This is a genomic window from Geodermatophilus sp. SYSU D01186 (assembly GCF_054050215.1).
In genome coordinates, this window is sequence record NZ_JBJGYW010000020.1 from 1 (window position 1) to 19,811 (window position 19,811).

At 73.4% G+C, this 19,811-nt stretch carries 18 protein-coding genes; 11 read left to right on the plus strand and 7 right to left on the minus strand.

What is annotated here, in order from left to right; all coding sequences use genetic code 11:
• Window positions 1-403 precede the first annotated feature (403 nt).
• Both ACI784_RS15450 and ACI784_RS15455 read right to left on the minus strand, forming a co-directional pair.
• Window positions 404-1,027, minus strand: coding sequence for an alpha-ketoglutarate-dependent dioxygenase AlkB (locus ACI784_RS15450; RefSeq protein ID WP_457014043.1), 624 nt, complete (start codon window positions 1,025-1,027; stop codon window positions 404-406).
• A 39-nt stretch (window positions 1,028-1,066) separates the two neighbouring features.
• A complete protein-coding gene (locus ACI784_RS15455; RefSeq protein ID WP_457014044.1) occupies window positions 1,067-3,289 on the minus strand; it encodes a DEAD/DEAH box helicase in 2,223 nt (740 codons plus the stop codon).
• Window positions 3,290-3,370: 81 nt separating this feature from the next.
• Here ACI784_RS15455 and ACI784_RS15460 point away from each other — a divergent pair, with 81 nt between their 5' ends.
• From ACI784_RS15460 to bar, 3 genes are read left to right on the plus strand one after another with little or no spacing between them, the layout of a single operon-like run.
• Entirely contained in the window at window positions 3,371-4,189 is an 819-nt protein-coding gene (locus ACI784_RS15460) for a PHP domain-containing protein (protein ID WP_457014045.1), read from the plus strand.
• Between the two features lie 59 nt (window positions 4,190-4,248).
• The gene (locus ACI784_RS15465) at window positions 4,249-5,202 is read left to right on the plus strand and encodes a carbamate kinase (RefSeq protein WP_457014046.1); all 954 of its coding nucleotides are present in this window, start codon (window positions 4,249-4,251) and stop codon (window positions 5,200-5,202) included.
• Between the two features lie 28 nt (window positions 5,203-5,230).
• Window positions 5,231-6,334: a barbiturase gene (bar, locus tag ACI784_RS15470; protein ID WP_456925900.1), complete on the plus strand. Its 1,104-nt coding sequence runs from the start codon at window positions 5,231-5,233 to the stop codon at window positions 6,332-6,334.
• Window positions 6,335-6,778: 444 nt separating this feature from the next.
• Here bar and ACI784_RS15475 read toward each other — a convergent pair whose 3' ends face one another.
• Together ACI784_RS15475 and ACI784_RS15480 are read right to left on the minus strand one after the other, a co-directional pair.
• Window positions 6,779-7,573 (minus strand): SDR family NAD(P)-dependent oxidoreductase, encoded by a 795-nt coding sequence (locus ACI784_RS15475; protein ID WP_456924178.1) that lies wholly within the window; start codon window positions 7,571-7,573, stop codon window positions 6,779-6,781.
• 56 nt (window positions 7,574-7,629) lie between these two features.
• Window positions 7,630-8,421 (minus strand): IclR family transcriptional regulator domain-containing protein, encoded by a 792-nt coding sequence (locus ACI784_RS15480; RefSeq protein WP_456924179.1) that lies wholly within the window; start codon window positions 8,419-8,421, stop codon window positions 7,630-7,632.
• 126 nt (window positions 8,422-8,547) lie between these two features.
• On the opposite strand from ACI784_RS15480, the gene ACI784_RS15485 reads away from it, so the two are divergent.
• The 6 genes from ACI784_RS15485 to pcaD all read left to right on the plus strand — a co-directional run bounded on the left by ACI784_RS15485 (window position 8,548) and on the right by pcaD (window position 13,369).
• Entirely contained in the window at window positions 8,548-9,114 is a 567-nt protein-coding gene (locus ACI784_RS15485) for a flavin reductase family protein (protein WP_457014047.1), read from the plus strand.
• Between the two features lie 84 nt (window positions 9,115-9,198).
• Entirely contained in the window at window positions 9,199-10,803 is a 1,605-nt protein-coding gene (locus ACI784_RS15490; RefSeq protein WP_456924181.1) for a 4-hydroxyphenylacetate 3-hydroxylase family protein, read from the plus strand.
• 34 nt (window positions 10,804-10,837) lie between these two features.
• A complete protein-coding gene (gene catA / locus ACI784_RS15495; RefSeq protein ID WP_457014048.1) occupies window positions 10,838-11,761 on the plus strand; it encodes a catechol 1,2-dioxygenase in 924 nt (307 codons plus the stop codon).
• A 74-nt stretch (window positions 11,762-11,835) separates the two neighbouring features.
• Window positions 11,836-12,123, plus strand: a complete 288-nt coding sequence (gene catC / locus ACI784_RS15500) for a muconolactone Delta-isomerase (RefSeq protein WP_456924183.1) — start codon at window positions 11,836-11,838, stop codon at window positions 12,121-12,123.
• A complete protein-coding gene (locus ACI784_RS15505) occupies window positions 12,120-12,611 on the plus strand; it encodes a nuclear transport factor 2 family protein (RefSeq protein ID WP_456924184.1) in 492 nt (163 codons plus the stop codon). The genes catC and ACI784_RS15505 overlap by 4 nt, the downstream gene beginning before the upstream one ends.
• Window positions 12,608-13,369, plus strand: coding sequence for a 3-oxoadipate enol-lactonase (pcaD, locus tag ACI784_RS15510; protein ID WP_456924185.1), 762 nt, complete (start codon window positions 12,608-12,610; stop codon window positions 13,367-13,369). Before ACI784_RS15505 ends, pcaD begins: the two co-directional genes overlap by 4 nt.
• Before the next feature lie 97 nt (window positions 13,370-13,466).
• Here the strand turns inward: pcaD and rpsD are convergent, their stop codons facing one another.
• Window positions 13,467-14,069 carry a 30S ribosomal protein S4 gene (rpsD, locus tag ACI784_RS15515; protein ID WP_456924186.1) on the minus strand — a complete coding sequence of 201 codons (603 nt, stop codon included), beginning with the start codon at window positions 14,067-14,069 and terminating at the stop codon, window positions 13,467-13,469.
• A 69-nt stretch (window positions 14,070-14,138) separates the two neighbouring features.
• Between rpsD and ACI784_RS15520 the strand changes: the two genes are divergently transcribed.
• A complete protein-coding gene (locus ACI784_RS15520) occupies window positions 14,139-14,906 on the plus strand; it encodes a DUF2470 domain-containing protein (protein WP_457014049.1) in 768 nt (255 codons plus the stop codon).
• An 81-nt stretch (window positions 14,907-14,987) separates the two neighbouring features.
• On the opposite strand, the gene ACI784_RS15525 is transcribed toward ACI784_RS15520, so the two are convergent.
• Both ACI784_RS15525 and ACI784_RS15530 read right to left on the minus strand, forming a co-directional pair.
• Window positions 14,988-16,400 carry a DUF1116 domain-containing protein gene (locus ACI784_RS15525; RefSeq protein ID WP_457014050.1) on the minus strand — a complete coding sequence of 471 codons (1,413 nt, stop codon included), beginning with the start codon at window positions 16,398-16,400 and terminating at the stop codon, window positions 14,988-14,990.
• Window positions 16,401-16,473: 73 nt separating this feature from the next.
• Window positions 16,474-17,976, minus strand: coding sequence for an FdrA family protein (locus tag ACI784_RS15530; protein ID WP_457014051.1), 1,503 nt, complete (start codon window positions 17,974-17,976; stop codon window positions 16,474-16,476).
• 177 nt (window positions 17,977-18,153) lie between these two features.
• Between ACI784_RS15530 and ACI784_RS15535 the strand changes: the two genes are divergently transcribed.
• Entirely contained in the window at window positions 18,154-19,635 is a 1,482-nt protein-coding gene (locus ACI784_RS15535) for a uracil-xanthine permease family protein (RefSeq protein ID WP_456924190.1), read from the plus strand.
• Window positions 19,636-19,811 lie beyond the last annotated feature (176 nt).

The window sequence follows — 19,811 nt, forward strand, 5'->3', positions numbered from 1 at the left end:
AGCACTCTCGATGATCCATCAACCAAAGGAATCCCTCACCACACGAAAACGTGCAGTGCGGGGGATTTGTTACTTGGCACTGACTTTCGGCACGCTGTTGAGTTCTCAAGGAGCGGACGCGCAGGAACTCCAGCCTTTTGGGCCTTCGTTCTCGGCGGTGTCTCCACTGTACACCGCGCTCCGCAGCAGTCAAACCGCGGGGGTTTGTCTGGCGGTTGACCAGGCTGGCGGCCCGGTCCGTTCTCGCTCGGTGCACAGAGAACATTACACGGCCTCTGGGCGGTCTGCACGCGGGGGTCCCGTGGGGGTGCTCACAGGGCCCCGGCGGAGGCGTCCGGGCCGGTCCTGCGCCCGTGGAACGGGGTCTGGAGGAGCAGGGGAACGTCCCGCGCCCGGGGTCCCCTCAGGCGACGCCGCGCGGCCGGTACTGCACGCTCACCCGCGGCCCGACCGCCTTGGCCGTCTTGGGGATGCAGTGCTCCCACGTGCGCTGGCAGGAGCCACCCATCACCACGAGGTCACCGTGGCCCAGCGGGAAGCGCAGGCTCTCCCCGCCGCCCACCGGCCGCAGCACGAGGGGACGCGGTGACCCGAAGGAGACGATCGCGACCATCGTGTCGGCGCTGCGCCCTCGGCCGATGCGATCGCCGTGCCAGGCCACGCTGTCGCGACCGTCCCGGTACAGGCACATGCCGGCGCTCACGAACGGTTCCCCCAGCTCGGGGCCGTAGTGGGCGTTGAGCGCGCTGCGGGCCTCGGCGAGCAGCGGGTGCGGCAGCGTCTCGTCGCCCGCGTACCACCTGAGCAGTCGCGGGACGGCGACCTCCCGCTCGTACATCTGGCGCCGGTCGGCCCGCCAACCGATGTCGCCGAGGAGCACCTCGAGCACGGCGTCCGAGCCGGCGACCCAGCCCGGGAGGTGGTCCACCCAGGCCCCACGGCTGAGGTGGTGCCGCGTGGCCCCGAGCGGCCCGAGCGTCGGCTCCTCGGCGAGGTCCCACATCGACGGCTGGTGCGCGAGCGACATGGGCGCAGGCTACGCCGGATCGAACGTGTGTACGACTCCCTACGCCGTGAGGGCCAGGGCGAAGGGCAGGACGCGGGAGGCGCCGGCCAGCCGCAGCTCCCGCCCGGCGACGGTCATCGTCCAGCGCGAGTCGGCGAGGTCGTCGACGAGCAGGACCGGCACCGGCCCCAGTTCCGCCAGCCGCCCGGACAGCTCCGGCCCCACCACGATGCGCTGCCACACCCCGGCCAGGCGGAAGGCGCTGTTGCCGCCGGGCTGGCCGGTCGGTCCGCCGTGCGCCAGGGAGAGCTCGCCGAGGTAGGGCAGCCGGCCGAGGCTCGCCAGTCCCTGCGCCAGGCCGGCGACCAGCCGCGGGCGGCGCCGGGAGGGCACCGAGACCACGGCCGCCGGCCGCTCGGCCCAGTCCCAGGCGCCCAGTACGCGCGCGCACGCGCGGAGGAGGTCGTCGTCCGGGGGGACGTCGGAGACCGACCGCCGCACGGGGACGTCGAACGCGGCGTCCGGGTCCTCCTCGAGGCCGGGCGCCTCGAGGTCGAGGGTGACCGTGCCGCCGACGCCGTCGTCCCCCAGGAGCGTGCGCAGCCGCTGCCCCCAGCCGAGGTCGGTCAGGCGGGCGACGGCGCGGCCCGGGTCCAGTTGCTCGCCCGCGGCGATCTTGCCCTTCACCGACACCCCGAGCCGGTCCGCACCGGTGGGCCACTGCGCGCGCGGCGCGAGTTCCACACCGGGACGGTCCAGCACCGCCGACGCGGCCTCGGCCGCCGCCGCGGGGACCTCCGTCGAGTACCAGGGCCCGGCGCAGACGTCGCAGCGGCCGCAGGGCGCGGCGGTCGGGTCGTCCAGCGCCTCCTGCAGGAACGCCATGCGGCACTCGGCCTCGTCGACCGGGCGCGCGTAGGCGATCATCGCCCGCTGCTCGGCCTCCCGCGTCCGTGTCACGCGGGCGTAGCGGTCGGCGTCGTAGACCCACGGCCGCCCGGTGGACCGCCAGCCGCCCTGCACCCGCTCCACCGCGCCGTCGACGGCCAGCACCTTGAGCAGCAGCTCCAGCCGGGAGCGGCGGACGTCCGCCACCGTCTCCAGGCGCGCCACCGACCAGGCCTTCCCGTCGGCCATGGCGGAGAGGACCGCCGCGGCGTGGTCCTCCCGGGGCATGGAGGAGGTGGCGAACCACTGCCAGATGGCGAGGTCCTCCGGGCCGGGGAGGAGCAGGACGTCGGCGTGCTCGACGGCACGGCCGGCCCGGCCGACCTGCTGGTAGTAGCTGACCGGCGAGGACGGGGCGCCCAGGTGGACGACGAAGCCGAGGTCGGGCTTGTCGAAGCCCATGCCCAGGGCGGAGGTGGCGACCAGCGCCTTCACCCGGTTCTCGCGCAGCGCCTCCTCGGCGTCCTTGCGGTCGGCGTCGTCCAGCCGGCCGGTGTAGGCGCGCACCTCGTGGCCGGCGTCGCGCAGCAGCGCGGCGGTCTCCTCGGCCGCGGCCACGGTGAGGGTGTAGACGATGCCGCTGCCCGGGAGGTCGCCGAGGTGCGAGGCGAGCCAGGCCAGCCGCGCGCGGTCGGTGGGCAGGCGCAGCACGCCCAGGCGCAGCGAGTCGCGGGCCAGCGGACCGCGGACCGTGGTCACCGAGACACCGCCCGCGCCCAGCTGCTCGGCGACGTCGGCGACCACCCGCTCGTTCGCCGTCGCCGTGGTGGCCAGCACCGGGGTGCCGGCCGGAAGCGTGCCGAGCAGGTCGCGGATGCGCCGGTAGTCGGGGCGGAAGTCGTGCCCCCAGTCGGAGACGCAGTGCGCCTCGTCGACCACGAGCAGGCCACAGCGGGCGACCAGCCCCGGCAGCTGCTCCTCGCGGAACCGCGGGTTGGTCAGCCGCTCGGGCGAGACCAGCAGGACGTCGACGTCGTCGGCGGCGAGCCGGGCGGCGACGTCGTCCCACTCGGTGGCGTTGGCGCTGGAGATCTCCACCGCCCGGATGCCGGCGCGGGACGCGGCGGCGACCTGGTCGCGCATCAGCGCCAGCAGCGGGCTGACCAGCAGCGTGGGACCGGCGCCGCGGCGGCGCAGGAGCGCGGTGGAGACGAAGTAGACCGCCGACTTGCCCCAGCCGGTGCGCTGCACGACGAGGGCCCGCTCGGAGCGCTCGACCAGCGCGGCGACGGCGGCGTCCTGCCCCTCGCGGAACTCGGCGTCGGGGCGGCCGGTCAGCTCCCGGAGGACCTCCATGGCCTCGGAGGTCAGGGACGGCGGCGCGGCGGTGCTCATGGGTCCCGACAGTAGGGCCGCCGGACGACGGTCCCGGCCGCCGCGCGCGAGCTGGGGAGGGAGGAGGACAATCCACAGACGATGCGACCGCCGGACAACCACGTGCACACCAGGTGGTCCTGGGACACCTCCGAGACCTCGACGATGGCGCGCGCCTGCGAGCGGGCGGTCGCCCGCGGTCTGCCGGCCATCGCCTTCACCGAGCACCTCGACTTCACGACGTGGTCGCCGGACGACCGCGCGACCGCCGACGGCCTGGTCGACCGGCACGCCTCCCGGCACCTGCCGATCGACGTCGAGGGCTACTTCGCCGAGCTGGAGGAGTGCCGCGAGCGCTTCCCCGAGCTGCGGATCTGGTCGGGCGTGGAGACCGGGGAGCCGCACCTGTTCGCCGCCAGCGTCGCCCGCCACCTGAGCGACGCCCCGGTGGACCGGGTGCTGGGGTCGCTGCACTCGCTCAGCCAGGACGGCCGCCTCTACGGCGTGGGCCGGCTGCTCTACCCGGACCCCGACTCCACGATGCGGCGCTACCTCGCCGAGGTCGTCGACATGGTGGAGAGCAGCGACGTCTTCCAGGTGCTCGCCCACGTCGACTTCCCGCGCCGCTACTGGCCCGGCGGCAGCGACCGGTACGCCGAGAAGGACTACGAGGAGGAGTACCGGGCGGTGTTCCGGGCCCTGGCCGGCACCGGGCGGGCGCTGGAGGTCAACACCTCCAGCCCGCTGGCCTCGGTCGACCAGGTGCGCTGGTTCTTCGAGGAGGGCGGCGAGGCGATCAGCTTCGGCAGCGACGCCCACCAGCCGGCCGCCGTCGGCCAGTACTTCGACCTGGCCGTGGACGTCGTCGAGGCGGCGGGGTTCCGCCCCGGCCGGGACGCGTTCGACTTCTGGCGCCGGTGACCGATTCCGCCCGGAACAAGTGCTTCACCGCTAAGGGAGTTTGCGGTTAGGGTCAGCCGGTGACCTCCACCCGCCGCGTCGTGATCGCCCTGGGCGGCAACGCGATGACCGGCCCCGACGGGTCGGCCACCCCCAGCGCCCAGCAGGCCGCGATCGCGAGCGCCTGCGCGCACGTGGCGGCGGTCGTGGCCACCGGGGTCGAGGTGGTCCTGACCCACGGCAACGGCCCGCAGGTGGGCAACCTGCTGGTCAAGAACGAGCTCGCCGCGCACGAGGTGCCACCGGTCCCGCTGGACTGGTGCGTGGCCCAGACGCAGGCGACGATCGGCTTCACGCTCGCCGACGAGCTGGACGCCGCCCTCGCCGCGCGGGGGCTCGCGCAGCGCACCGCCAGCCTGGTCACCCGCACCCTGGTCGACCCCGACGACCCGAACTTCCGCGAGCCGTCGAAGCCGGTGGGGCGCTTCCTCTCCCGGGAGAAGGCGGAGACGTTCATCGCGCACGGCCAGATCTGGGAGGACCGCGGGCCGCGCGGCTGGCGCCGCGTCGTCGCCTCACCGGAGCCCCGCTCGGTGGTCGACGTCCCGGCGATCTCGGCGCTGGCCGGCGCCGGCTTCGTCGTCGCCTGCGCGGGCGGCGGTGGCATCCCGGTGGTGGACGACGGCGACGGCGGCGCCCTGCGCGGCGTCGAGGCGGTCATCGACAAGGACCTCACCGCCGCGCTGCTGGCCGCGGAGCTCGGCGCCGACACCCTGGTGATCGCCACCGACGTCCCGAACGTGATGGTCGACTTCGGCACGCCGTCGGCCCGGCCGCTGAGCGCCGTGACCGCCGCGGAACTGCGTGCGCACGCCCATGCCGGGCAGTTCGCCCGCGGCAGCATGGGCCCCAAGGTCGACGCCGCGCTGCGCTTCGTCGAGGGCGGCGCGGACCGGCGCGCCGTCATCACCAGCCTGGAGCACATCTCCGACGCCGTCCGCGGGGACGCCGTCGGCACCGTCTTGACCGCCTGACCCGTCCGCACCGACCGAGAGGAACGCCGTGCCCGCACCGATCGAGGTCCGCAAGGTCCCGCTGCACAACGTCAGTGACGCCTCCGAGCTGGCCAAGCTCATCGACGACGGCGTCATCGACGCCGACCGGGTCATCGCCGTCATCGGCAAGACCGAGGGCAACGGCGGCATCAACGACTACACCCGGATCATCGCCGACCGCGCCTTCCGCGAGGTGCTCGTGGAGAAGGGCACCCGGCCGCTGGAGGAGGTCAAGCAGGTCCCGATCGTGTGGTCCGGTGGCACCGACGGTGTCATCAGCCCGCACGCGACGGTCTTCGCCACCCTCCCCGAGGACGCCGTCGAGAAGACCGACGAGCCCCGGCTGACCGTCGGCTTCGCGATGAGCGAGGTCCTGCTGCCCGAGGACATCGGCCGCGTCGCGATGGTGGAGAAGGTGGCCGCCGGCGTGAAGCAGGCGATGGCCGAGGCGGGCATCACCGACCCGGCCGACGTGCACTACGTGCAGACCAAGACGCCGCTGCTGACCATCGACACCATCCGCGACGCCCACGAGCGTGGCCAGACGACCATCCTGGAAGAGCCGCACGGCTCGATGGACATCTCCAACGGCACGACGGCGCTGGGCATCGCGGTGGCGCTCGGCGAGATCGAGATGCCGACGCAGGAGCAGATCATGCGCGACCTCTCCCTGTACTCCTCCGTGGCGTCCTGCTCGTCGGGCGTGGAGCTGGACCAGGCGCAGATCGTCGTCGTCGGCAACGCCCGCGGGCACGGCGGCAACTACCGCGTCGGCCACTCGGTGATGAAGGACGCCCTCGACCAGGACGGCATCTGGGCCGCGATCCGCGACGCCGGCCTCGACCTGCCCGAGCGTCCGCACCACACCGACCTCGGCGACCGGCTGGTCAACGTGTTCCTCAAGTGCGAGGCCTCCCCCGACGGCAAGGTCCGCGGCCGCCGCAACGCCATGCTGGACGACTCCGACGTCTCGTGGCACCGCCAGATCAAGGCCTGCGTGGGCGGCGTGACGGCGTCGGTCACCGGAGACCCGGCCGTGTTCGTGTCGGTCGCCGCCGTGCACCAGGGCCCGTCGGGCGGTGGCCCGGTGGCCGCGATCGTCAAGGCGTGACGACAGCCGCGGGAGCATCGCAGCGAGCTCTGCGAGCGAGGAGCGGACCGCGGCGCGGAGTCAGGCAGACGGGCAAGGCCTGACGCCCTCTCGCAGTTGATCATGGGGTCGGTGCCGCCGGTGGCACCGACCCCGTGATCGACGCGACCGTGTCCCCGAGCCGCGCACCGGAGATCCCACGCGACGGGGGCGGCCGGGGCACCGTTGCGTGCACTCTCGGTGGACGCGGCGGCCCTGAGACCACGATGTGTGCACAGACCGGAGCCCCAGCGCACAGACCGGGCGCCAGCGCCACGACGCCGTCATCTCCCCGCGCGAGTGACGGCAACCCGGCTCACGCCTCGAACTGGACCCGGGCGCAGCCCCGCGTCCAGCCCCCACCCGCACGTCGAGCAGGCCCTCCACGGGCAGGGCGACGATGGCGTCGAGCGCCGTCCGGACGGGTCAGGGCAGGATCGCGTCCACGTAGCCGCCGTCGACCCGCACCGCGCCGCCGGTGGTGGCCGAGGCCAGCGGCGAGGCCAGGTAGACGCACATGTGGGCGATCTCCTCGGGCTCGATCAGCCGCTGCAGCAGGGACTGCGGGCGGTGCAGCCGCATGAACTCCCGCTGCGCCTCCTCCCACGGCAGGGCGCGGTCGACCAGCGAGTAGACGAAGTCCTCGACCCCGCCGGTGTGCGTCGGCCCGGCGATCACCGAGTTCACCGTCACGCCGGAGCCGGCAGCCTCCTTGGCGAAGCCGCGGGACACCGCCAGCAGCGCCGTCTTCGTGACGCCGTAGTGCACCATCTCGGCCGGGACGACGACCGCCGAGTCGCTGGCGATGTACTGCACCCGCCCCCAGCCGCGCTCCCGCATGCCGGGCAGGTAGGCGCGGGTCAGCCGGACGGCGGTCAGCACGTTGGTCTCGAAGTAGCGCCGCCACTCGTCGTCCGGGATCTCCAGCACCGGCTGCGCGCCGAAGACCCCGAGGTTGTTGACCAGGACGTCGACGTCCGGCACGGCGTCCAGCAGCGCGGCGGTGCCCTCGTCGGTGGTGACGTCGCCGGCCACGGTGCGCACCCGCGCGCCGTCGACGCCGCTGCGCACCCCGGCCGCCGCGGCGTCGAGCCTGGCGGCGTCCCGGCCGGTGAGGACGACGGAGGCGCCGGCGCGCGCCAGGCCGGTGGCGATGGCCAGCCCGATGCCCTGGGAGGAGCCGGTGACGACGGCCGTGCGGCCGCCGAGGTCGATGCGCATGCCGCTTCCAAGGCGGCCGCGCAGGCCGGTGTTCCGGCGGCCGGGACGCCCGCCGGTCAGCTCCGGGCGCTCAGGTCGGCGCTGATCCGGTCGGCCGTCTCCACCAGCAGCGGGACCACCTCCCGCTCCAGCCGGGCGACCGTCGACCGGCCCGCGGAGGTGGACGACGCCAGCGCGGCCACCACCTGCCCGGAGCGGTCCCGGACCGGCGCGGACGCCGACAGCAGGCCGGCCTCCAGTTCCTCGTCGACGATCGACCAGCCCCGCTCGCGCACCCGGGCCAGCTCCGCCCTCAGCGCGGACGGGTCGGTCACCGTGCGGCGCGTGATCGCGCGCAGCGGCCGGCTGTTGAGCGCCGAGTCCACGACCTCCGTCGGCGCCCACGCCAGGAGCACCCGCCCCATGGAGGTGGCGTACGCCGGCACCCGGGTGCCCACGGAGACGTTGATGCTCATGATCCGGCGCACCGGTACCCGGGCCACGTAGACCACCTCGTCGCCGTCCAGGTTCGCCAGCGAGGCGGACTCGTGGGTCTCCTCGGCCAGCTTGAGCAGGTGCGGCTGGGCGAGGTCGATGAGCGCGTTGGACGCCGTGTAGTGCTGGCCGATGCTGAGCACCCGCGGCGTGAGCGACCAGCGCCCGCCCGCGCCGCGCACGTACCCCATCCGCTCGAGGGTGATCAGGAAGCGCCGCACCGCCGGCCGGGACAGGCCGGTCAGCTGCGCGAGCTCGGCGAGGGTCGGCTCGGGGTGGTCGGCGTCGAAGGCCAGGAGGACGGCGAAGCCGCGCTCGAGGCTCTGCACGACGTCACGGTCCCCGTTCGTGGAGTCGCCACCCTCGCCGGTCATCGCCATCACCCCCCATCTTCCTGCACGAGGGGGTTGACGGTCGTTCGTGACCCGGAGCACACTCCCTGAACGCTGAGCGGACAGCACGTACGCAGTGCGTACACCATCCCGCGGGGAGGAGCACGGATGCTCGACTCACGCACGGTCCGCAACGCCTTCGGACGGTTCGCCACGGGCGTCACCGTCGTCACCTGCGCCAAGGACGACGGCGTGCCGCACGGCGCCACCGTCAACGCCTTCACCGCCGTCTCCCTCGAACCCGCGCTGTGCCAGGTGACGCTCACCCGCCAGTCGAAGGCGTGCAGGTACCTCGAGGGCGCCCCGTTCGCGGTCAACGTGCTGGCCAGCGGCCAGCTCGACACCGCGTGGCACTTCGCCGGCCGCCCGCAGGACCCCGAGCCGGCGTGGGCGGAGGGCCCCACCGCGCCGGTCCTGGTCGGCAACGCCGCCACGATCTCCTGCCGGCCGTGGCGCGCCTACGACGGAGGCGACCACCTGATCGTCATCGGCGAGGTCGTCGACCTCGACGTCACCGACAGCGACCCGCTGCTGTTCTTCGGCGGCCGGTTCCGCGAGCTGGCCGCCCCGGCCACCGGCGTGCACTGGAGCGGCTCCCTCGACTGCCCGGAGCTGGGCTGGTTCGACGCCGGCTCGTCCTTCACCACCCTGCGCCCGCACCGCGCGGCGTCCTGACGCGCGCCCGGCCGCCTCCGCACCCCCTCTCCGTTCCACCGCACGGCCGCAGTCCCCTGCTCCACCGACGAAGGAGGGTCCCCTGTGACGCTCGAGCAAGAACGCGAAGTCCCCCGCCCCCGCGGTGCCGAGGGTGGCGCCCCCGACGCCGGGACGCCGACGGCGACGCGGCCGATGACCGGCGACGAGTACATCGAGAGCCTGCGCGACGACCGCGAGGTGTGGATCTACGGCGAGCGCGTCGCCGACGTGACGACGCACCCGGCCTTCCGCAACCCGGTCCGGATGACCGCCCGCCTCTACGACTCCCTGCACGACCCCGCCCACCGGGACGTCCTCACCACGCCCACCGACACCGGCTCCGGCGGCTTCACCCACCCGTTCTTCCGCGCCCCGCACTCGGTGGAGGACATGGTCCGCGACCGGGACGCGATCGCGACGTGGGCGCGCATGACCTACGGCTGGATGGGGCGCGCCCCCGACTACAAGGCCGCCTTCCTCGGCACGCTCGGCGCCAACAGCCAGTTCTACGACCCCTACGAGGCCAACGCGAAGCGCTGGTACAAGGAGTCGCAGGAGAAGGTCCTCTACTGGAACCACGCGATCATCAACCCGCCGGTCGACCGCAACCTCCCGCCCGACGAGGTCGGCGACGTCTTCATGAAGGTGGAGAAGGAGACCGACGCCGGGCTGATCGTCTCCGGCGCCAAGGTGGTGGCCACCGGGTCGGCGATCACCAACTACAACTTCATCGCCCACTACGGCCTGCCGATCAAGAAGAAGGAGTTCTCCCTCATCTGCACGGTGCCGATGGACGCACCGGGCGTGAAGCTGATCTGCCGCTCCAGCTACACGCAGCAGGCCGCCGTCATGGGCAGCCCGTTCGACTACCCCCTGTCCAGCCGCATGGACGAGAACGACACGATCTTCGTCTTCGACAAGGTGCTGGTGCCGTGGGAGAACGTCTTCCTCTACGGCGACCCCGAGAAGACCAACGGCTTCTTCCCGGTGTCCGGGTTCCTCCCCCGGTTCACGCTGCACGGCTGCACGCGCCTGGCGGTCAAGCTCGACTTCATCGCCGGCCTGCTCATGAAGGCCCTGGAGGCCACCGGCAGCAAGGACTTCCGCGGCGTGCAGACCCGCGTCGGTGAGGTCATCGGCTGGCGCAACGTCTTCTGGGCGCTGACCGACGCGATGGTCCACACCCCCGACGAGTGGGTCGGCGGCACGCTGCTGCCCAAGCTCGACTACGGGCTGACCTACCGCATGTTCATGATCCACGGCTATCCGCGGGTCAAGGAGATCATCGAGTCCGACGTCGCCAGCGGGCTGATCTATCTCAACTCGCACTCCGTCGACTTCAAGACCCCCGAGGTGCGGCCCTACCTCGACAAGTACGTCCGCGGCTCCAACGGCATCGACGCCGTCGACCGGGTCAAGGTCATGAAGGCGCTGTGGGACTCGGTCGGCACCGAGTTCGGCGGCCGGCACGAGCTGTACGAGCGCAACTACTCCGGCAACCACGAGAACGTGAAGGCCGAGCTGCTCTTCGCCGCCGAGGCCCAGGGCACGACCACCGCGATGAAGGGGCTGGCCGAGGCCTGCCTGGCCGAGTACGACCTCGACGGCTGGACGGTGCCGGACCTCATCGGCAACGACGACGTCTCCTTCTTCTCCCGTTCCCGTTGACCGCGACCCCCACACACCTCGAGGAGCACGTGTCATGACCACGACCGACCCCAGCGCCCAGCAGGCCGGCATCCCCGCGGCCCGGGCCACCACCGAGCAGGCGTCGCCGACCGCGGCCGGCTCGGGCGCCAGCGCCACCGCCTCCTTCCGGACCACCGAGCAGTACCACTCGGGGTCGGCGGCGGTGTCCCCCGAGCGGGTCAGCGCCGTCGTCTCCGCCGTCCTGGCCGGTGTGCACCAGGCGATCCGCGACCACGACGTCACCTATCCGGAGTTCCAGGCCGCCAAGGCCTGGATGATCGAGGTCGGCGAGGGCGGCGAGTGGCCGCTGTTCCTCGACGTCTTCGTCGAGCACGTCGTCGAGGAGGTCGCCGCCCGCACCCAGACCGGCACCAAGGGCAGCATCCTCGGCCCCTACTACCTCCCCGGCCAGAAGCGCCTGCCGGCACGGGCCACCCTGCCGATGCGCGACGACGAGCAGGGCACGCCGCTGGTGCTCTCCGGCCAGGTCCGCGACGTCGACGGCACGCCCCTGGCCGGCGCCGAGGTCGACATCTGGCAGGCCGACCACCTCGGCTACTACTCCGGGTTCGCCCCCGGCATCCCCGACGGCAACCTGCGCGGCGTCGTCGTCACCGACGGGGACGGGGGGTTCGAGATCCGCACCATCCAGCCCGCGCCGTACCAGATCCCGACCGACGGGCCGACCGGCAAGCTCATCACCGCCGCCGGCTGGCACCCGTGGCGCCCGGCCCACCTGCACCTGCTGGTGCGCGCGCCCGGGCACCGCACGATCACCACGCAGCTGTACTTCGCCGGCGGCGAGTGGCTCGACAGCGACGTCGCCGAGGCGACCAAGCCCGAGCTCGTCCTCGACCCGCAGGACACCGGCGACGGCACCCGTGCGGTCACCTACGACTTCGTGCTGGAGCCCGAGCAGCGGTCCGCGGCCGCCTGATCGCACCACCCGGGCCGTGCGGGTTCCCCGCACGGCCCGGGTCCGTCCCTCGACCCCAGCAAAGGAGCCCCCGCATGCTCTTCCACGTGCGCATGGACGTCGCCATCCCCCGGGACCTCGACCCCGAGGAACGCACCCGGCTGGTGACCACCGAGAAGGCCCGCGCACTGGACCTGCAGCGCAGCGGCAAGTGGGTGCACCTGTGGCGGGTGGTCGGCGCGTACAGCAACGTCAGCGTCTTCGACGTGGAGGGCACCGACGAGCTGCACGACATCCTGTGGAACCTGCCGCTGTTCCCCTTCATGACGATCGCGGTGACGCCGCTGACCGAGCACCCCTCGGCCCTCTCCGCCAACCCGTGAGCTCCGTCGAGGAGCGGCTGCGACGGCTTGAGGACGTCGAGGAGATCCGCCGGCTCGACGCGGTCTACTGCCGGCTGCTGGACGACGGCGACTGGCCGGCCCTGGTCGCGCTGTTCACCGAGGACGGCGTGTTCGACGGGCTGTCCCGGGTGAGCGGCCGGGCCGACCTGCTGGCCTTCTTCTCCGGGCTGGCCGACGGCGGGCTGACCGCCTTCTGGCACCACGTCTCCAACCTGGAGGTCGAGGTGGCCGGCGACGCGGCCACGGTGCGCTCCCTGCTGTGGCAGCCGTGCGTCGTCGACGGCGTCCCGCACGTGGCGGCCGGGCGGTACCGCGACGAGCTGGTGCGCACCGGCGAGGGGTGGCGCTACCGGGTCAAGCAGGTCCGGTTCTCCTACTGGGCACCGCTGACGGTTGGATGGGACCAGCACCGGTTCAGCCTCGAGGCGGCTCGCGCCGCCGCCGTCCCCAGGGGAGTCCACCCATGACCGCACAGCTGTCCGCCGTCGTCGACGGCCCGGACGACGCCCCCGTCCTCGTGCTCGGCCCGTCGCTGGGCACCGACACCGGACTGTTCGACGCCCAGGCCACCGCGTTCGCCGGCGACTTCCGCGTGGTCCGTTACGACCTGCGCGGGCACGGCGGCTCGGAGGTCGTCCCGGGCCCGTGCACGATGGCCGACCTCGCCGGCGACGTGGTGGCCCTGCTCGACCGGCTCGGGGTCGACCGCTTCTCCTACGCCGGGGTCTCCATCGGTGGGGCGATCGGCCAGCAGCTGGCCCTGACCGTGCCCGAGCGGCTGGAGAAGCTGGCGATCATCGCCTCGGCGGCGCAGTTCGCCGACCCGCCGTCCTGGGCGGTGCGCGCCAAGCAGGTGCGCGAGCACGGCACCGAGACGCTGGTCGGCTCCCGCACCGGCACCTGGTTCACCGCGGCCTGGGCGGAGAAGAACCCCGACGAGGCGCTGCGGCTGCTGCAGATGCTGCGCGACACCCCCGACGAGGGCTACGCCGCCTGCTGCGAGGCGATCGGCGCCTTCGACGTCCGTGACCGGCTGGGCGAGATCACCGCGCCGACGCTGGTCGTGGCCGGCGAGGAGGACCCCGCCACGCCGCCGGACATGGTGCGGCTGATCGCCGACGGCATCGGCGGCGCCCGGTTCCTCGTCGTCACGGGTGCGGGCCACCTGCCCAACGCCACCGACCCGGAGACGGTGAACGCCGCGCTGCGCGGCCACCTGGCCTGAGCCGCTCGACCCTGCGCGAGATCGGCGATCTGGTGGCGGTCAGCGGCTGACGGCCACCAGATCGCCGATCTCGCGCCCGGGGTCGCGCGCCCCGGGGTCAGCGGGAGTAGTACTCCACGACCAGCTGCTCCTCGCAGACCACCGGGACCTCGTCCCGGCCCGGCGTCCGCTCGTAGCGGGCGACCAGGTCGGCCAGCCGGACCTCCAGGTAGGCCGGCGCGGTGGCGTGCCCGCCGGACGCCGCGACGACGAACGGGTCCTTGGTGCGCGACTTCTCGGCGATCTGCACGACGTCCCCCGGCCGCAGCCGGTACGAGGGCCGGTCCACCCGCCGGCCGTTGACCAGCACGTGCCGGTGGGTGACGAACTGGCGGGCCTGGTAGATGGTGCGCGCGAAGCCGGCCCGCAGCACCGTGGCGTCCAGCCGTGACTCGAGGTCCTGGATCAGCGCCTCGCCGGTCTTGCCGCCGGCGCGCCTGGCCCGGTCGAAGGCCGCCCGCAGCTGGGTCTCGCTGATGTCGTACTGCGCCCGCAGCCGCTGCTTCTCCTTGAGCCGGGTGGAGTAGTCGCTGTCCTTGCGGCGCTTGCGGCCGTGCTCACCCGGCGGGTAGGGACGCCGCTCGAAGTACTGGACGGCCTTCGGCGTGAGCGGGATGCCGAGCGCGCGACTGATCCGGATCTTCGGACGCGGGGTGTTCACGGGACCTCCTGGTTTGGTTAGGCTCACCTTACTCCCGCTCGATTCGCCGACGTCCACCCCGAGGAAGCCATGACCGCTGGTCCCCGTCCCGTCCCTCGGACGCCCGCCGACGCCGGCTCCACCCCCGCGTCCGACGCCGCCGAGCGGGCCCGCACGGTCGCCACCAGGCCGGCCGCCTCCCTCACCGCGCTCGGCCTCGGCACCAGCCGGCTCCTGGCCACCACGACCACCGACGACGGGGACGTGCTCGTCGTCGTCCCGCGCTCGGGCGGGCTGGCCGCCGCCGTCACCGCCTCGCCCGAGGGCGACCTGCCCGCGCGGGTCACGGTCACGTCCCGTTCGTCGCTCCCCCTGCGCAACCCGCTGCGGGCACGGCTGGAGCTGGCCGGCTGGCTCACCCCGGTGCCGGCCCGCGACGAGCCCGAGCGGGTGCTGGCCTTCGCCGCCGCGCAGCCCACCGACGTGCTGCTCGACGTCGGCCTCACCGCGACGCTCCTGCGCCTGGACCTCGCCGAGGTCCTGCTGCACGAGGGCGGCGGCTGCACCGAGATCACGCCGGAGGAGTACGCCGCGGCCCGCCCCGACCCGCTCGGGACGGTGGAGTCCGACCTGCTCGCCGACTCGGCCGGCCCCCTGGCCGAGCTGTGCGCCCGGGTGCGGGCGTGGACCGGCGACGACGACGTCCACCTGCTCGGCGTGGACCGCTTCGGCGTCGTGTTCCGCGTGGAGCACCGGCGCGGCTGCCACGACCTGCGGACGCCGTTCCCCGCGCCGCTGGCCGGCCCCGGCGAGTTCGCCGCCGCCGTCGACCGCCTGCTGGCCTGCGCCCGGGCATGAGCACGCGCGAGACCGGCGGCCTCGTGGCGATCAGCGGTCGATCGCCACGAGACCGCCGATCTCGAGGAGGGGGCGGGTGCGTCAGGCCGCGGTGCGGGTCTCCTCGGCCAGCGCCCGCAGCGCCTGCTCGAAGCACTGCTGCGGCGGCTGGACCAGCCCGGCGCCGACCTGGCCGGTGCCGGCCACCCGGCCGGCCATGCCGGTGTTGATCTGCGGCAGCCAGCCCGAGCGCGCCACCTTGAGCACGTCGATGCCGGTCGGCGAGCCGCGGAAGCCGAGGATCGGCACCTGCATCGCGGGGTTCTCCGCCAGGGTCAGCTGGTACATCCGCTCGGTGGTGGCCAGCGCGTCGGGCACGGTGCCGCCGACGAACCGGACGATCGCCGGCGCCGCGGCCATCGTGAAGCCGCCGACGCCGTAGGTCTCCATGATCGCGGAGTCGCCGATGTCGGGGTTGGCGTCCTCGGGGCCGTAGTCGCCGAGGAACAGGCCCACCGGGGTGTTGGCGGGGCCGGTGAACCAGCGGTCGCCGGTGCCGGCGGTCTGGATGCCGAACTCCGTCCCGTTCCGGGCCATCACGGTGACCATCGACGAGCCGGGGATGTCGCGGGCGGCGTCCATGGCCAGCTTCGCCGTCGGCATGCCGAGGTTGAGGAAGAAGTGCTCGTTGCCGCCGGCGAACGTGAGCACCGCGGCGATGTCGGACGACGGCACGCCCTCCACCGCGACGATGGCCGGGGAGAGCTCGCGGAGGGTCATGAGCGAGCCGGCGCGGTTGCGGTTGTGCCCCTCGTCGCCCATCTGCAGCATCTGCGCGAGGATCGCCTTGACGTCCAGCGGCTCGGCCATCGACCGCACCGCCTTCTGCAGCACCGGGCCCAGCACGTCGCGCATCCAGCGCAGCCGGGTGATGACCTCGTCGTTGTAGGCGCCCATCCGCAGCACCTTGCCGAGGCCCTCGTTGAGGTTGGAGAACGCCTGGCCGCCGTGGACCGGGTCCTGCAGGCACCACATCCACATCGACGGGCTGGTCACCCCGGCCATCGGCCCGACGGCGCGGTGGTGGTGGCACGGGTCGAGGGCGATCTCGCCCGCGGCGAGGATCCGCTCGGCCTCCTCGACGGTGTCGGCCCAGCCCTCGAACAGGCAGGCGCCGATCAGCGCGCCGCGCAGCGGCCCGCTGGCGTCGGCCCAGCCGATCGGCGGGCCGGCGTGCAGCAGCATGCGGTCGGGCAGGCCGAGCACCTCACGGGCCGGGCGGACGTCGACCAGCTGGGAGCCCGCGGCCATGACCCGCTCCACGGCGGTCCGGTTGGCGGCGGCCCGGCGGCGGTCGAGGGCGAGCGCGGCGAGGTCGGCGGGGTCGCCGAAGCCCGGCGGGCGCCAGTCGACGTCGTGCACCTCGGCGCCCTGGGCGCGCAGCGCGTCGGAGAAGACGTCGACGCCGGCCGCGACGATCACCGGCGGGGCGGAGAGCAGGTCGGCGAGGCTCACGCGTCCTCCTCGCTGGCGCTCGTCGGACGAGAGAGCCAGGCTGCTCCGTCGATTGATGAGATCGCAAGCTCGCTCATGATGCAGCTCCCAGCAGGTCGAGGGCGTGCCGCGTCGCCGCGGCGTTGGAGGCGAAGACGGCGGCGCCGGCGGCGGAGAGGGCGTCGGCCTGCCGGGCCCAGCCCTGCGGGTCGCCCTCGGTGCCGACCAGCGCGACCACGACCGGCAGCGGGGTGGCCGAGGCCTCGCGGGCGGCGGTCAGCGCCGGCACGAGGGAGGCGGCGGGGTCGCTGTCCGCCCCGTAGCCCAGGACGACGTCCAGCAGGAGGACGGCGGGCTCGTCGGCGGCGGCCACCCCGGCGAGGGCCTCCAGGCGCAGCGTCGGGTCGATCATCGGGTGGGCGCGGCCCACGGTCAGCGCGTCGTCCCCGAAGTCGACGACGACGTGGCCCGGGGCGGACAGGTCCGTACCGAGATCGAGCTCCGGGCGCAGCGGGGTGTTGGAGCGGATGTCGCCGAGTACGGGCGCGGCCAGCAGCATCGCCTCGTCGGCGAGGGTGCCGCCGGAGTAGAGGCCCTTGAGCACCGCGCCCGGGGCGGCGGCGACGCCGTCGCCGGGGCGCGACGGCCACTCCGGCACCGCGACGCCCATGTCGGCGAGCAGCGCCTCGACGGCGGCGGTGAGGTCGGGGGTCTCCGCGGAGAGGGCGGCGGAGCGGACCGGGACCGACAGCTGCGCCGCCGCCTCCGACACCGCGGCGGCCACCGACGGCGCCGGGGGCTTGGAGACCAGCAGCACCCGCTCGGTGGCCGGGTCGGCGTCCAGGGCGGCGAGCGCGTCGAGCGTGGCCAGGCCGCCGACGGCCTCGGAGAGGTCGCGGCCGCCGACGCCGAGCACGTGACTGACCCCGATCCCGGCCATGTCCAGCAGGCAGGAGACCTGCTGGGCGCCGGTGCCGCTGGCGGCCACGAGCCCGACCGGCCCGGGGCGGACGACGTTGGCGAAGCCCAGGGCGACCCCGGAGACGATCGCCGTGCCGCAGTCGGGGCCCATGACCAGGACGCCGGCGTCGTGCGCGGCCCGCTTGAGCGCCACCTCGTGCTCGACGGGCACGCCGTCGGAGAAGACCAGCACGCTGCGGCCGGCGGCGATCGCGTCGGCGGCCTCGGCGACGGCGTACTGCCCGGGCACGCTGACGATGGCCAGCGCCGACCCGTCGGTGGACAGGGCGTCGAGGCCCGCGCCGATGGTGCGCGCCGGGATGGCGTCGGCGGTGGTGCCGGCCCGCTCGCGCGCGGTGAGGGCGGCATCGACGGCGGCGACCGCGGCGCCGAGCACGTCGTCGTCCACGGCGGTGATCGCGATGAGGAGCTGGTCGGGCGAGACGTCGCCCTCCGGTGCGAGGCCCATGTTCCGGGCCAGCTCCAGGTTCAGCGGGGTGGCCATCGCGACCAGGACGGCGGAGACGCCGTCGCGGGCGCCGATGTCACGGCTGACCTGCATCAACTTGACCGAGTCGGCGTAGACGCCGCTGCGGAGGGAGACGTGCCGGGCTCCGGCGTCGGATGGGGCGGTCACCCCGCGAACCGTACCCGCATGTTGCCTCAGCGTTAAGACATCTCGTGCAATAACGATTTAGCACTGAGGTACTTCCGCCGGCTGACCTGCGGTGACACATTGGCGCCCAATCTGGTGCCGGGGCACGCCATCATCCGGTTGCCGGCCCGGTCTGTGGTGCACATCGAGGAGGCACTCATGGCGTTCAGCTGGAAGCTCTACGGGGACGGCAAGACCCCGCCACTGGGGGAGGCCGTCGCCCCAGACGAGCGGCTGTCGTGGCCGCTCACCATCGGCATCGGCGCGCAGCACGTCGTCGCGATGTTCGGTGCGACCTTCGTCTTCCCGCTCGTCATGGGGCTGGACGCGAACCTCGCGATCATGATGAGCGGCGTCGCGACGATCATCTTCCTGCTCATGGTCAGCGGGAAGGTGCCGAGCTACCTCGGCACCAGCGCCTCGTTCGTGGGCGGCGTCGTCGCGGTACGCGCGGCCGGGGGCGACTCCAGCGACGTCGTGGGCGCGATCCTGGTCTCCGGCGTCATCCTGGCCCTCATCGGCGTGCTCATCCACTTCGCCGGCGTGCGGTTCCTGCACGCGATCCTGCCGCCTGCCGTCACCGGCGCCGTGGTGCTGCTGATCGGCTTCAACCTGGCGCCGGTCGTCGCGGGCATCTACTGGCCGCAGGACCAGTGGGTCGCGCTGGCCACGATGGCCTTCGTCATCGTCGCCTCGCTGGCACTGCGCGGCTTCTGGGCCCGCATCTCCATCCTGCTGGGCCTGATCTTCGGCTACCTGCTCTCGTGGCTGCTCGACGTCACGGCCGGTCCGATCACCTCGGTGCTCGGTGGCGCGACGGAGGCGACCACCCACGACCGCCTCGTGAACATCGCCGCGGTCGGTGACGCGCCGTGGATCGGGCTGCCCGACTTCACCGCACCCAGCTTCTCGCTGAACTTCAGCCTGCTGGTGCTGCCCGCCGTCATCGCGCTGGTCGCCGAGAACACCGGTCACGTCAAGGCGGTCGCCGCGATGACCAAGCGGGACCTCGACCCGGTCATGGGCCGCGCCATCGCCGCGGACGGTGTGGGCACCGTCGTCGCCTCGGCGGTCGGGGGTTCGCCGACGACGACCTACGCCGAGAACATCGGCGTCATGGCGGCCACCCGCGTCTACTCGACCGCGGCGTACTACGTGGCCGCGATCGTGGCGATCCTGCTCGGCCTCTGCCCGAAGTTCGGCGCCCTGATCAACGCCATCCCCGGTGGCGTGCTCGGCGGCATCACCGTCGTCCTCTACGGGATGATCGGCCTGCTCGGCGCGAAGATCTGGAAGGAGAACCGGGTCGACTTCGCCAACCCGATCAACCTCGTGCCGCTGGCCGCCGGGATCATCATCGCGATCGGCAACGTCACGATGGTCTTCAGCGACAACTTCTCACTCGGCGGGATCGCCCTCGGCACCATCGTCGCCGTGGCCGGCTGGCACATCGCCCGCGCGATCGCACCGGCCGAGATGAAGGAGGCGCTGCTCCGGGAGGGTGTCCACCCGGCTGCCGCCTCCACCTTCGGACACGTGCACGGCGACGAGGTCACCCCCGACCCGTCGTCGGTGGACGAGGTCGGCCGCCCCGGGATCCCGGGCTCGCGCACCCCGGGCGAGAACCGGATCGAGAAGTGACCGCCGGCGCCGGGTCCTGAGCACCGGGCGCCACCGCTCGACGGAGGGGACCTCGCCGGTTGCCGGCGGGGTCCCCTCCTCGTTCGCGGGCTCCTCACCGGAGGCAAGACAATTTAGCGCTGAGGTACTTCCGTCCCGGCTGACCACGTGAAACATTCGGATCTCCGGCCAGCACC